Source organism: Rhodococcus maanshanensis NBRC 100610, from assembly GCF_001894865.1.
Classification (GTDB): Bacteria; Actinomycetota; Actinomycetes; order Mycobacteriales; family Mycobacteriaceae; genus Rhodococcus_G; species Rhodococcus_G maanshanensis.
Map to the genome: position 1 here is coordinate 1 of NZ_BCXA01000072.1, position 13,637 is coordinate 13,637.

Sequence of the window (13,637 nt, forward strand, 5' to 3'; positions counted from 1 at the left end):
TGCCCGGTTGATCGCTTCCGCCGATCCATAGAACAGGCCCGTGCCGATGGCCGAACCCAGCGCGATGAACCTGATGTGGCGTGCTGTCAGACCTCGGGTCAGCGCCGCGGCGGTGTCTTTCACAATCGATCTCCCTGGACTGGGCTGGGGTGGATTCGGCCTGGCCGGCCCCTCGCACTGTGTGGCGAGTCACACCTTCGAGAGGTATGTATAGTCCTGTATATACAACTTCGTCAAGGCTCCTGCCGTCCCGAACCGCGTCGATCCGGTTGAACTAGGGCATCCTGGTCGCCCTCACACTCGGCCCCCTGACCGAGTTCCGCCCCTCGGAAGTACGCCTACGACGCAAAGAAAAGCGCTCGGCTCTACGGCGACGCCAAGTCCGGGGCCCGGAATCGATCGGGCGAACTGGGCTCCCTCGGGATCGGTTCTGGCGCTGATGCCTGCGCAGGCAGCCCACCAGCGGCCCACCCGTTCGAGAGTCGATGCCCGAGGGGCAGGAGAAACCACGTGAGCGCCACCACCAGGACCACCGATGTCAGTGCGACACTCGCCGGTCTGGGCCAGCTGCTGAGCATCGGGGACAGCGTGACGGAGAGGACAAGGCTGCCGGGAAAGACACAGCAGAAGGTGATGATCGCCTGACGCCACCTGACGGGCGCCTGGGATCGACTCACAGTGCCGCGAATCCGTCGCGCCAGCTCGACCAGCGCGGTCTCCAGCCCAATTCTCGAGCGCGTGCGTTCGACACCGGGCGCCCGCCGTGCGTTCCGACCAGCGCTTCCCGCTCGATCAGGCCGCCGACCGCTTGCGCGAACCGAGGTGCCCACTCGAGGGTCTCGGCCGGGTCGTCGTCGACGATGTTCACCGGACCCACCGGCCACTCGAGGGCGGCCACGGTGGCGGCGACCGCGTCGTCCACATGTAGGAACGAGGTGACCGCCAGTGCGGGGGTCCAGGTTCCCGCGCGAGCCGCCTCGGCATGCAGCCCCGTCCGCGAGTACCAGGCGCCCGGACCGTAGAGGGTTCCGTACCGAAGGATCGTGGCCGGTGCGGAGTCGGACATCGCCTGCTCTAGAGCCATCACACCTTCGACGGTGATGCTCCGCGGCGGTGCCGCCTCGACGTCCAGCGGCGTGTCCTCGGTGGCCGGCCCTGCGCCGTCCTCATAGGCCCACGCAATGCTCTGCGCGAGGACCCCGCGCACGCCCGCCGCCCGGATCGCGTTCGCCAGGTTCCGACTGCCCTCCGTGCGCAGGCGCGCATTGGCTCCGCTGCTTCCCCCGGACAGATCCGTCAGTTGATTGATCACCACGTCGGGCCCGGCGTCGACGACAGCGTTGGTCAGCGCCGCCGGATCGAGGGCGTCCACGACGACGCCGTCGGCCCCCAGCCGCCGCAGGCCGTCGATGCGGTCTTCCCTGCGGGTGGTCGCAACCACGGTGTGACCGGCGCCCCGGAGCGCGGGCACCAACGCCCGGCCGATGACGCCCGTTCCGCCTGCCAAGAAGATTCTCACTACTACAACCATCCTTTCCAGCTCCCTACGGACCTCAACCTAGGTCCGAAGTGGCCTGGCTAGAAGGTCCATTTCATGACCCAAGAATTGGGCCAATAGCCGCAGATCCACGCCGCTGCCCGGACGGTGCACTGAAATGTGCACCAGATCGTTGTCGTCGGTGCCCGCCGCGCAGAGTCACCGTGGTGAATCCCAGTCGCCGAACCACGTGGACAGGTGGGTGCGTAGATCCTGCTGGTCTTCGCCGACCCAGGCCACGTGGCCGTCCGGCCGCAGCAGCGCCGCTGGCACGTCGAGTTCCTCGCTGACGTCCACAACGTGGTCGACCCGATCTGCCCAGCCCGTCACCGAGAGCCGGCCGGTCTGGTCGAGCAGTAGCCCGCGGCCGCCGTGCATCAGCGCGAAGAGACGCCCTCGCTCCTTCAGCACCACGTCGCGCAGCCGTCGGCCCAGCAGCTCGTGCCCCTCGCCGAGGTCGTAGCGGACCCCGATCGCGGTGACCTTCTCGGTCAGATATCGGTTCACGCCGTCGAGATCCATCAGTTCCGACACCAGCCGGCGCACCGCCTGGGGACCTGGATCGGTTGACATCAGCTCGGACTGCACGCGGGTGTTGTTCAGCACGTCGGCGGCCACCGGATGCCGTTCGGTGTGGTAGCTGTCCAGCAGCCCCTGCGGCGCCCAGCCGTTGACCTCGGCGGCCAGCTTCCAGCCCAGATTGAACGCATCCTGGAGGCCGAGGTTGAGGCCCTGCCCGCCCAGCGGTGGGTGGACGTGCGCCGCATCGCCTGCCAGCAGCGCCCGGCCGACCCGGTAGCGCTCGGCCAGCCGGGTGGCGTCGCCGAAGCGGGACAGCCAACGCGGCGAGTGCACGCCGAAGTCGGTGCCGGCGAACACCCGCAGTTGCTGCCTGAACTCCTCGAGGGTCGGCGGGACCGACCGGTCCTCGGCCACCCCCTCCGCGGGCACGACGACGCGGTACACCCCGTCCCCGGAGGGCCCGGCGCCGAATCCCTTGTGGGTCTTGCGGACCTCGTCCACCACGGCGGCCAGCTCCTCCGGCGGCGCGGTCACCTCCATCTCGCCCAGCAGCCACTCGAGCCTCGCGGGTTCGCCGGGGAAGCCGACGCCGAGCAGCTTGCGCACCGTGCTGCGGCCGCCGTCGCAGCCGACGAGGTAGCGCGAGCGCAGCTGTGTGCCGTCGGCCAGCTCTGTGGTCACGCCGTGGCCGTCCTGGCTCAGCCCGACCAATTCGGTGCCGCGCCGGATCTCGGCGCCGAGCTCGACGGCGTGCTCGGCCAGCAGACGCTCGGTGATGTTCTGGGGGATGCCGAGGATGTACGGGTGTGCGGTGTCCAGCCTGTCGGGCCGCGGTTTGGTGATGCCGGCGAAGAAGCCGCCGACCGGGTATTGCTTGCCGAGCGCGAGGAACCGTTCCAGCAGACCGCGCTGGTCCATCACCTCGATGCTGCGCACGTGCAGGCCGAGCGACCGGACCTGCCCGGTCGGCTCGGCCTCCTTCTCCAACACGAGCGCCCGCACGCCCTGCAGGCGCAGCTCGGCGGCGAGCATCAAGCCGGTCGGTCCGCCGCCGACAATGATCACGTCGATCATGCAATTCCCTCTCCGGCACGGGAGATGCCACAGCGCCATCCACTCATGCTGCACAGCGCGGGTCCCGAAGCACAGACCGAATGTCGTCCCGGCGTGGCTCGAGACCGTGCCGGGATGCCGGTGCAATGATCTCGCCTATGTCGCGGCCGGCCGCTGCACGGAACTCCGTTGCAGTATGTCGGCGCGGATACGCACGGTGGCTGGATCTTCGGGGGAGGACGGCTGGTCGGGGTGAATACGGTTGTCACTGCAGAGCGAGAACGCCGATCCGACGGTGACCGCCTCGCCGATCCCGCTACAACCCGATCCGGGACGAGCTTCCGTCCCGACATCGAGGGTCTGCGGGCCGTAGCGGTCGTCATGGTCGTCCTGTTCCACGCCGGTGTGCCCGGGGTGGGGGGCGGGTTCGTCGGTGTCGACGTCTTCTTCGTCGTTTCGGGTTTCCTGATCACGGGGATGCTGTGGCGCGATGTGTCGACCACCGGCACGGTCGGCCTCGCCCGGTTCTACGGCGCGCGGGCCCGCCGGCTGCTGCCTGCCGGGGGCCTGGTGCTGGTCGTCACCGCGATCTGCTCGGCGCTGCTGCTTCCTCCCCTGCAGGCTCGGGACGTCCTCGGCGACGAGATCGCGAGTGCGCTCTATGTCGGCAACTATCGGTTCGCCCTGCACGGCACCGACTACCTGGCCGCGGACGCGCCGCCGTCGCCGTTCCAGCACTTCTGGTCGCTCGGTGTGGAGGAGCAGTTCTACCTGCTGTGGCCCGCCCTGATCATCGGCGCAGCCTGGCTGGTTCGGCGCACCTCGCGCCGGAACCGCGCCGCCGCCACGCCGTCCGCGGCGCCGTACCTGCTCGTACTCGCACTGGTTGCCGCGGCATCGTTCGCAATCTCGTTGGTCTGGACCGACACGCTGCCGCCGTGGGCGTTCTTCTCGCTGCCGTCGCGGGCCTGGGAACTGGCCGCAGGCGGACTGGTGGCGCTCTCGGCCCGCGGGTGGAGTCGGCTGCCCTCGGCGGCGGCCGCCCTCGCCGGGTGGTCGGGCCTGGCCCTGCTCGTCCTCGCCTGCACACGGCTGGACGAGACGACCCCGTATCCCGGCACCGCCGCGCTTCTCCCGGTGCTGGGCACCGTCCTGGTGATCGGCGCCGGCTGCGCCACGCCGCGATGGGGGGTCGGTCCCGGGCTCGCGCTCCCGCCGGTCCGGGCGGTCGGCCGGGTGTCTTACTCCTGGTATCTCTGGCACTGGCCGGTGCTGCTGCTGGTGCCCGCGCTCATCGGTCATCCCCTCGACCTGACCGGACGGCTCGGTGCGCTCGCGTTGTCCGGCGGATTGGCCGTGCTCACGCTGCACCTCGTCGAGAATCCTGTCCGCTTCGCCGCGCCACTCCGGATCTCGGCGGCGCGCAGCCTCGCGCTCGGCGGCATCATCACCGCCGTCGCCGTGTGCGCGGGGTTGCTGCTCCTTCTCGCGCGTCCCGTTCCGGTCGGCCACGGCGCGGCGGCGGCGGATCTGACGGTCGCCACCGCGCGCATGCCCGTGGCCACCCCGACCGTCAACCCACACGACGCCGCGGTGCAGCAGCTGACCGCGCAGGTGCAGGCGGCGGTCACGGAGTCGGCGGCGACGCTCGCCGTGCCGTCGAATCTGTCCCCGGCGCTGGCCGACGCGCCGGCCGACAAGCCGGAGGTGTTCGCCAACGGCTGCGTGCGGTCCTGGCTCGAGGTCGGCGTGAGCGAGTGCGCCTCGGGCGACCCGTTCTCCACGACGACGGTGGCCCTGGTCGGCGACTCACACGCCGCGATGTGGAGCCCTGCTTTCGAATCGGCTACTGAGCAGCGACATTGGCGGCTCGAGACACTGGGCAAGGTCACCTGCCCACTGCTTGACCTGCCGATCACCAGCCCCTACCTCGGCCGGGAGTACAGCGAATGCGAGCAGTGGCGTGGCCAGGTCGTCGCGCGGCTGCAGGCCGAGCGGCCGCAGTTGATCGTGCTGAGCATGTCCCGGCGCTACGGTGGCGACTTCGGGTTCATCGCCTACGATCCCGCCTGGCTCGACAGCCTGACTCGCATGGTGGCGCAGCTGCGGGCCACCGGGGCGGCCGTCCTCGTTCTCGGCCCGATCCCCGATCCACATTCGACCGTGCCGACGTGCCTGTCCGCCCACCTCGACGACGTGACCGCATGCTCGCCGCCCCGCCCGGTCGCGGTGAATGCAGGCGGCATCGCGGCCGAGGCCGCAGCAACCGCGGCAGGCGGCGGACAGTACGCCGACCTCACGGAGTTGTTCTGCACCGCCGACCGTTGTCCCGTCATAGTCGGCAAAGACCTCGTGTTCCGCGACGACAACCACCTGACCCTCGAGCATGCCCTGGCGCTCACGCCCGTCGTCACCGCGCTCACGGACCGCGCGCTCGCACCTCGCTGAGCCCGGGGGCGCCTGAGCGCCGTTCGTCTCCACGCGGCGACGCACCGATTGTCTTGTGCCGGTGCGGTATCGACTCCCGGCCACGATCGAATCAACCGGCGCCAGGTCCCACCGGCCGGGCGCGTTCGGTGCTAGCGTCGTACTGCACAACGGCCGCGCTCGCGCTCGGTGGGCGCACGGGCGTCAGGGAGGTACAGAGCTGTGCCCCACGAGGACGATCACACGCAGACCCGAGCCGGCGAGCCGGATACGAGCCACCGCGACCCCGTTCCGCCCGCAGAAGAGCGGGTCCATTGGCCGGAACCAAGCCCCCTCAACGACTGGTGGCAGACCGTGATGAACCGCAGTCGCAACGCGTCGATCTGACCATGCCGTCTCGCGTCGGTGACCACCGGCGAATGGCCACTGCAGAAACGGGGGTGGGCGAGCGAGGCGTGTGGCAGGGTGGCGGGACAAAACCGAAGGGGAAGCCGTGAGCCGCACGATCATCCGAAAGGCGCGCATCGCCGCCGTCCTGGTGATCGCAGCCACCGGCCTGAGCGGCTGCCTGGCCCCCGGCACGCCCCCTGGATGGTCGAGCTACACCATCGAGCGCGGCGCGCACAGCGCATCGGTGGGTCGCCCGGCCGGCGCAACCGGCCCCCTGGAGGGCTGGATCAGCCCCGGTGGAGCGTCGCGGACCTACGACTTCATCCTGACCCCAACGGCGGAGTATGTGCTCACCTCGCCGACCCAGCCCGAGGACCAGTTCGACTGGAACAAGCTGCCCGGCTTCTCGGACTGCGGCGACTTCGATCTTGCTCGCAACGGCGCGATGTTCGGCTGGCGGTGGCGCACCGACACGTCGCCCCGCGTGCTCGAGATCGTGCCGTATGCCAATGCCAACGGCGTGCATCAGTACCCGCAGAGCGCGCTCGTCACCCTCTCCCACGACGACCTCGCGGCCAACCAGCCCCTGCGGTACTCGATTCAGATCGACGGGTCCGTCTACCGTTTCGCGATCGATGGCACCATCAACGGCCGGGAGATCCACGAGACGGCCGCCCTCCCCAGGTCCTGCCCCGCCAGTCCCACCAGCACCGGTAAGTGGTTCGCCGGCTTCTACTTCGGCGGCACCTCGACCGCCCCCTCGCAGATGTACGCCTACGTGCGCGAACCCGCCGACGGTACGGAGCCCGGTCAACCCGGCGGTGACGGCTCTTTCGGCTCGGCAATCGCCGCTCCCGCAAACTGATTCCCGAACCGGGGGCAGCTGTTGCCAGGGCAGGGTAAGGCTCAGCGTGGGGCCAGGTTCTGCAGGGCCAGCGCGAGAACACGCGACATGTCGTCGGCGTCATAGCCCTTCTTGGGCTCGCACCCTTGGTCGGCGACCAAGTGGTTGGACATGGCCAGTCCGTGCAGCAGGACCCAGAGCAATGGGCCGACTTCCCGGATGTCGCCGGCGATGAGCGTGCCGCTCTGTTGTGCCTCGACAACGAGGTCGTTGAAGTACCGATTGAAATCGTTGGCGGCATCTACCAGCATCCGACTCGGGGTGATCGTGTGGTCGCCTCCGAAGAAGTCGAGCCGGTAGTGGTTCGGGTATGCCCAGGCAAAGCGGACGTAGGCATGGCAGGCGCGAAACAACGGCGTGGACGCTGTCGTGGTGTCCGCAACCGCGCGCTGCATCTCCGCCGTCAGGGCGGCCAGGCTCTCGGCGGCCACGGTGCTCAGCAGGTCTTCCTTGTCCTGAAAGTGCCGGTACGGCGCCGTCCGCGACACGTCGGCCGCCGCGCCGACTGCTCGCAGCGTGACGTGGGCCGGGCCGCCCCGCGCCAAGAGGTCGCTGGCCGCGGCGATCAGGGTGCGGCGTGTGTCCCGGCTTCTCTCCTGCATCTCCTGAGGGTAGGAGGTTGTTGACGCTGTCAACAAGCCGGTGCTAGGTTGACGCCGTCAACATAGGGGGCTCAATGACATCGACATCGCAGGCGAATCCTCTCGACCTGCTCCGTTCGGATACTGCGGCCTGGAATGCCCTACGGGCGGTCCGCGATTCGGGGAACGTCAGCCTCGTCGACGCCGACCTGGCGGGCGCGAGCCTGGCGGGCGCAGACCTGGCCGGAGCGGACCTCACCGGCGCCGACCTGTCGGGAGCCGACCTCACGGATGCCGTCCTCGCGGGTGCGAATCTGACCTCCGCCGAGTTCGTCGGTGCCGACCTGGCGAGGGCCGATCTCACCGGCGCGGTGGCCCACGACGCCAACTTCACCGGCGCGTTTCTCACCAGGGCGGTCCTGCGGGACGCGGACCTGACGATGGCCTTTCTGACGTCGACCTTCCTCGGGCACGCGGATCTCACCGGAGCGAACCTCTCCGGCGCGTACATGACCAGCGCATACCTCGGCGACGTCGACCTGACCGGCGCCACGCTGATCGGCGCCTACCTGGGCAAGGCCAACCTGACAGGCGCGAACATCGCCGATGCCGTCCTGGAGGGTGCCGATCTCACCGGCGTCACCATGCCGGACGGCACCGAGCGCGACTGACCGACGATGCATCCGATAGCGAAGACCGCACTGGCGTTCGTCAACCGAGCGACCGTCGCCCTGTACCGGATATCAGACGGTCGCCTCGGCGGGACGTCGGTGGGACTGCCCGTTCTCCTGTTGACGGTGCCCGGACGCAAGACCGGGATCCCGCGAACGGCACCGGTCGTCTACCTCGCACATGGCGATTCGTACGTTGTCGTGGGCTCCGCATACGGAGCGAAGTCCGACCCGGATTGGGTGAGAAACCTTGCCGCGGCCGAGACCGCCCGGATCCGGATCGGTGATCACGAGCGGGAAGTTTCGGCAAGGATCGCGAACGGCGCAGAGCGCGAACGGCTCTGGCAGCAGGTGATCATCCCCAAACTGCCGACGATAGCGAAGCACGAGGCGAAATCCGGGCGCACATTCCCGGTCGGTGTGCTGACCAGTCCGTAGCAGGGTCTGCCGGGTGGACAGATCCCCACCGCGGTAGCCGACGCGGCCGCGCATGCGTCACCGTAGGGGCTCGGTCGCGAGCGGAATCTCCCAGACGGCGCGAAGCAGATCGTGGGGGATGCTGTCGGACCATCGACCTGTTGAAACGAGTTCGGCTGTGAGTCGCCCGATCTCGTCAGCAGCCATCACACCACGTTCACCCTCGACCGCCACGAAGACGTTGTCATCGATCTGATCGATGTATGGAAGAGCGGTGCGGTTGGCGGAAACCAGGCACGGTCGCGTGTGGGCCGCACCGAACTGTTGCCGCGGCATCAAGTCCGTCAGGACGGAATATGCCTCGTCGATGTCTTTCTGATTACCGCCTGTTCGGACCCATCGAGCAATCTCGTCAGGTGTATCGAGTGGCGTTTCCAGCACACTGTTTCCCGCGCATTTGAAGTACCAGCGCCCATCCGGGTAGCGAAGCGGCGGCATGATGATTCCACCGTAGAGGGTTTCGCCGTCGCGGACCTTGAGGTACATCGTCGCCGGGAGGTCGACCACATCGAGTTCTGGTGCCTCCACGAGAACGACCGTGGCGCCGAATGCGTCCATTGCAAGGGGCCTGGCTATCAACCCGATCGCGTTCGTGGCCGCACCGGTAGCAACTACGACAGACCGGGCGCGCCACGACGAACCAGACCGGGCGGTGACAAGTTGCCCGCGGGCCTCGCGTCGAATGTCGGTGATCTCGTCACGGACGAGAGTTGCCCCGCCGCTCGTGGCTACCCCGAGCAACGCCCGCACCAACTCTCGCGGATTGACGATGAAGGCATCCGACTGAAGAACCCCTACGTGACCGGGTTCGAAGCTCATGTGTCGGTACCGCTGACGCAAGTCCGCTTCGTCGAGTCGGTCTACTCCTACTCCGAGGTCCGCGGCGTTTGCCACCAGTCGTTCCCTGTCGAACCACTCGGCCGACTCAGGATCCGTGATGGCCTCCGGCATGACGGCGAGTGACGGTGTGGGCTTGGCGAACTCGATGCCGGTGTTCTCGTGCAGGGCGGGAAACCGACGGATCGAACGGTTGGCGAGCAGCGACGAGACCAACGGCACCTCAAGGACGTGCGCCAGTCGGCCCTGGTCATAGTGCCCGGCCCACACTCCTTCGTGATCGTCGAAGCGAGCGGGTTCGTCGGGACCGACGATGAGGACGTCCGCGCCGAGCGCAGTCAGATGCCGGGCCGTGGCTGCTCCGATGGGCCCAGCTCCCACCACAATGACATCGAACTCGTGTTCAGCCTGCATGTGCAGTCTCCTAGTGTGTGCCCGTTCGGGCGAATGAGCGGGCGGAGCGGGACGGCAACCTACGGCCCGGGGTGAGAAGCCGGTGCATCAATGGACTTCTCACCCGAGCCAAGGCCGCAGCTACCCTCTCCTAGATCTGTGCGGAATCGGGCCTGCGGGGCACCGGCATCGACGACGTCGCGCGATGCCCCACAGGGTTCTTCAGAGGAGCGTTCAGAGAATGTCGGTCAGGGTCACGATGCGCTTGCTGAGCGTGACACCGGCCGATTCGAGGACGCCGAGCACGAACGGTTCAGGATCGATGCACGCTTCCGGAGAAAAGACTCCGCGCGCGACGATCCTGCCTTCGAGCATCTCCCTCACCGCGGCGGCGGCGGCCCGCGGCGTCGGATCGTCTGCGACCCCGTCCGCGTAGACCACCTGCGCTTCGAAGATGACCTGGGCAGGCTCGCCACCGAGTTCGCCTTCCGCGACGATCTGCATCACCGTGCCCGGCATGCCACCGGGCTCGACGGCAAGTGCCCGCTCTCCCTCCGCGGTGGCCATGTACCGCGCAAGGAACTCCCGAGGCGACATCGGCAGCCCGTCGAGCCTGACGGGGTTGGTCAGGCCGAGCGTCTCGAACGCCTTCCACATGTCGTTGCCGGCTTCCTCGAACCAGGTGAACCTGACGGTGGCGTTGCGTAGCCCGGGGACGTAGCGGCCGAGTGTGATCCCTTCGGGATGGCCCATGTATCCGGCGTGACAGACCCCGAAAGGCTCCTGCAGCGTAAAGGGTTTGGGGTCCGCCCAGGCAGGCACGGAGCGAACTTCGCCATCGATGAACTGCCGGACCTCTCCGGACATCGAATGCAGCATGTGCTCGTTGATCGTGGCGCCCATGTTGACCATGTACGGGATCGCCATCATGACGTCGACGCTGTCGGCGGTGTCCAGCAGGTCTGCGGCCCATCGGCCGAGGAGGCTGGTGATACCCGGCGCGAAACCCATGCCGAACACGATCGTCACACCGGCTGCCCTCGCGGCCTCGTCGAGGCCCGAGTCCCGAATGATCTGCTCGGCAATATCGAACTCATCGCAGACGTCGACGTAGTTGACGCCGCACTCGATGGCAGCGCGGATGATGGGCATGCCGAACTTGAAGAACGGTCCGACCGCGTTGAACACGACATCGGCTCCGGTGATCACCGACTTGATGCTGGCCGGATCGGACGCATCGAAATGTTCGGCCTTTCCGCCCAGCTCGTCGGCGAGGGCGGTGGCCTTGTCGATGTCGATGTCAGCGATGACGAGTTCGTCGTAACAGGCTGATGGAGCAAGGATTCTGGCTACGCCGCTGGCGATGGAACCTGCACTGAGAATGACGAGTTTCATGGGTGGCAAACCTCGATCTGTGTGGGCGGAAGAGCCGTGGTCGGAAGTGGTTGTGGCCTGGCCGAGGGGCGTAATGAACCCGACATCGGCAGGCGGGGACGGCGAGCCGATCCGGCCGCGTAGGCGCGGCGGGTCGGCCGGGACGTCAGTCGGTCGCAGGCATGTCCGGCAGCCACGACGCGCGAATTGTGGCGCCGATCACCTGCCGTGCGTACAATGTACACATCACCGCGAGTCGTGTCACTACTTGACGAGGAGATATTTTCGGACCATGAAGGAACCGTTGACGCGCGAGCGAATTGCCCAGGTAGGCATAGCCATTGCCGATGCAGAGGGAATGGACGCCCTGTCGATGCGCCGCGTGGCCACCGCCCTCGGCGTCGCCACCATGTCTCCGTATCGTCACGTCGCGGATCGCGACGACCTCGTTGTCGCCATGGTGGATGCCATCACCCGCCAGACCCACCTGCCTGACGATCCCGAGGTGCCCTGGCAGGAGTTGATCAAGACCATGGCGCTCGGCGACTGGCAGGCTTTCGTGGACCACCCCTGGTTGATCGGGGTGTGGTCCACGCCGCGCCGACGCGTGGACATGGCCTCACTCGACCAGCTCGAGATCGTTCTCGCGCGTCTGGATCAGATCGGAATGGACGGCTCCACGAGCTACGCGGCACTCATAGGTGTGGCGGGCCTGACGCTCGGAATGGCTGCGCTGAGCATCGACAACCCTGGCGAAGAGATCAAATCCGGCATTGACCTGCGGGAATGGCGGCTCCAGGCCGCCGCCGATCTCGATCAGCGGCTCACCCCTGCCCATGGGCGAGCCGTGCGATTCGCGTCCGAGACGCAGGACCATGCCGGCTACACCGCGTTCATCACGGCACTGGATGTCTTCATCGCCGGCATCGAGGCCCGTCACGCACTCACCTGACCCGAAGCGCCCATCGCGCGAACTCCCCCCATTGGACAGCCCGCCGGCGCCACGCGGTTTCATCGCGTGGCGCCGGGATCGTTTGGTATTCAAAATGATTCGGTGGATCGTCCGAGATGTACGAATTGCCCGCCCACCCGGACGGCCTCCACGGTCCGCCGACACACCTGCAAGTCACGCAGTGTCCCACTCAACGGGAGGGTCGCTCGTCCGCCCGAATCGACGGCTATAGCGTTCCCGTCCAAGTTCTCGTCGTCGAATCTGCTGGCCGAGAACGATTCTCAGAGCTCGGTACAGGTCGCCAGCGACCCCATCCGCTCCAGGACTCCACCGATCGACGCGCCTCCGAGCCAGGCACCTGCCGCATCTGCATCCTTCCCGGAAGGACTCCGACCTATGGACGCTTCTCAGTTCGCTCTCGGTACCCCTGATCCCACGAACGAAGACCAGCGCACGCCGACAGGCAGGCAATGGACACCTCGGGTGGTCGGTTCGCTGATCTCCATGGCCCTACTGCTCGAGCTGCTGTCGATCAGCTACATGATGATCGCCATCGCCCTGCCCCAGATCTCCGCTCATTACCGGACCACCCAGGGCGCCTGGCTACAGACAGGCTTCCTACTGCTCGGCGCTGTTGCCTCGCCACTCATCGGCAAGCTCGCCGACACGCATGGGAAGCGCAAGCTGCTGATGGTGTGCATCGCGCTCTCCGCGGTAGGCGCGTTGGTATCCGCCACCGGCTCCAGTTTCGGTGTCATCGTCGCCGGCCGAGCGCTGACCGGCATGTTGGGTCCCTGCCTGTTCCTGGTCTACACACTCATCCGCGACGTATTCCCCAAGCAAACGGTCGCCATGGCGGTCAGCATCGCGATCAGCGGCATGGGCCTGGTCACGGTTCCCGCCCCCTTCCTCACCGGCTGGCTGGTCGACAACTTCGGGTTCCGCAGCGTGTTCTGGTTCACCCTGATCTGCCTCTGCGTTCTGGGGCCCCTCATTCTCGCCACCACCGATGAGTCGCCCGTGCGGCTACGGTCGACGATCGACCTCGTCGGCGCGGCGCTACTCGGAGCGGGGATCGCCGGAGGGCTGATCGGCGTCAGCTTCGCGCCGGATTGGGGGTGGACCGCACCGAGCACGCTGGCCTACCTGATCGGCGGAACCGCGTTGTTCGCAGCCTGGATCGTGTCGGCTCGCATCATTCGCGAACCGCTGATCGACCTCCGCATTCTGTCCGATCGCGCGGTCGCCCTGACCGTACTCAGCAGCGGACTCTGCTATGCGGTCAGCGCCGTGTTCGCAATCTTGCTGCCATTCATGTGCATGACCCCCGCGGTCCTCGGCCTCGGCTACGGGTTCGGGGTGAGTGCCGAGGGTTTCGCCGTCTTCCAGGCGCCGCTCGGCGGCGCGACGGTTATCGGGGGATTCGTCGTCGGCTTCCTGGTCTCGCGCACAGGTTCACGCACCCTGATGATCGTCGGCATGGCCGTCATGGCGCTCGCCTGCACGCTGACCGCGATTT

General features: G+C 67.5%; 12 protein-coding genes. 6 read left to right on the forward strand and 6 right to left on the reverse strand.

Features of this window, described 5'->3' with window-relative positions:
- Positions 1–365: 365 nt before the first annotated feature.
- The 3 genes from RM1_RS27285 to rox all read right to left on the reverse strand — a co-directional run bounded on the left by RM1_RS27285 (position 366) and on the right by rox (position 3,133).
- Positions 366–677 carry a putative antibiotic biosynthesis monooxygenase gene (locus RM1_RS27285; protein ID WP_501193747.1) on the reverse strand — a complete coding sequence of 104 codons (312 nt, stop codon included), beginning with the start codon at positions 675–677 and terminating at the stop codon, positions 366–368.
- Entirely contained in the window at positions 674–1,519 is an 846-nt protein-coding gene (locus RM1_RS25365) for an NAD-dependent epimerase/dehydratase family protein (protein WP_072754371.1), read from the reverse strand. The genes RM1_RS27285 and RM1_RS25365 overlap by 4 nt, the downstream gene beginning before the upstream one ends.
- Positions 1,520–1,696: 177 nt before the next feature.
- Entirely contained in the window at positions 1,697–3,133 is a 1,437-nt protein-coding gene (gene rox, locus RM1_RS25370; protein ID WP_072754372.1) for a rifampin monooxygenase, read from the reverse strand.
- 231 nt (positions 3,134–3,364) lie between these two features.
- Here rox and RM1_RS25375 point away from each other — a divergent pair, with 231 nt between their 5' ends.
- On the forward strand, positions 3,365–5,560 hold the full coding sequence (locus tag RM1_RS25375; protein WP_072754381.1) for an acyltransferase family protein: 2,196 nt from the start codon (positions 3,365–3,367) through the stop codon (positions 5,558–5,560).
- A gap of 472 nt (positions 5,561–6,032) precedes the next feature.
- On the forward strand, positions 6,033–6,794 hold the full coding sequence (locus RM1_RS25380) for a hypothetical protein (RefSeq protein ID WP_072754373.1): 762 nt from the start codon (positions 6,033–6,035) through the stop codon (positions 6,792–6,794).
- Positions 6,795–6,835: 41 nt separating this feature from the next.
- On the opposite strand, the gene RM1_RS25385 is transcribed toward RM1_RS25380, so the two are convergent.
- Entirely contained in the window at positions 6,836–7,435 is a 600-nt protein-coding gene (locus RM1_RS25385) for a TetR/AcrR family transcriptional regulator (protein WP_072754374.1), read from the reverse strand.
- Positions 7,436–7,509: 74 nt separating this feature from the next.
- Here RM1_RS25385 and RM1_RS25390 point away from each other — a divergent pair, with 74 nt between their 5' ends.
- Together RM1_RS25390 and RM1_RS25395 are read left to right on the forward strand one after the other, a co-directional pair.
- Positions 7,510–8,085 carry a pentapeptide repeat-containing protein gene (locus RM1_RS25390; RefSeq protein ID WP_072754375.1) on the forward strand — a complete coding sequence of 192 codons (576 nt, stop codon included), beginning with the start codon at positions 7,510–7,512 and terminating at the stop codon, positions 8,083–8,085.
- A gap of 6 nt (positions 8,086–8,091) precedes the next feature.
- Positions 8,092–8,523 (forward strand): nitroreductase/quinone reductase family protein, encoded by a 432-nt coding sequence (locus tag RM1_RS25395; protein ID WP_072754376.1) that lies wholly within the window; start codon positions 8,092–8,094, stop codon positions 8,521–8,523.
- A gap of 57 nt (positions 8,524–8,580) precedes the next feature.
- On the opposite strand, the gene RM1_RS25400 is transcribed toward RM1_RS25395, so the two are convergent.
- Positions 8,581–9,813, reverse strand: a complete 1,233-nt coding sequence (locus tag RM1_RS25400; protein WP_072754377.1) for an NAD(P)/FAD-dependent oxidoreductase — start codon at positions 9,811–9,813, stop codon at positions 8,581–8,583.
- 213 nt (positions 9,814–10,026) lie between these two features.
- Entirely contained in the window at positions 10,027–11,187 is a 1,161-nt protein-coding gene (locus RM1_RS25405; RefSeq protein WP_072754378.1) for a saccharopine dehydrogenase family protein, read from the reverse strand.
- Positions 11,188–11,458: 271 nt separating this feature from the next.
- Here RM1_RS25405 and RM1_RS26005 point away from each other — a divergent pair, with 271 nt between their 5' ends.
- On the forward strand, positions 11,459–12,118 hold the full coding sequence (locus RM1_RS26005; protein ID WP_169922372.1) for a TetR/AcrR family transcriptional regulator: 660 nt from the start codon (positions 11,459–11,461) through the stop codon (positions 12,116–12,118).
- A 504-nt stretch (positions 12,119–12,622) separates the two neighbouring features.
- Positions 12,623–13,637: MFS transporter (locus RM1_RS25415; protein WP_245816624.1), on the forward strand; the 1,015-nt coding region annotated here is incomplete at its 3' end.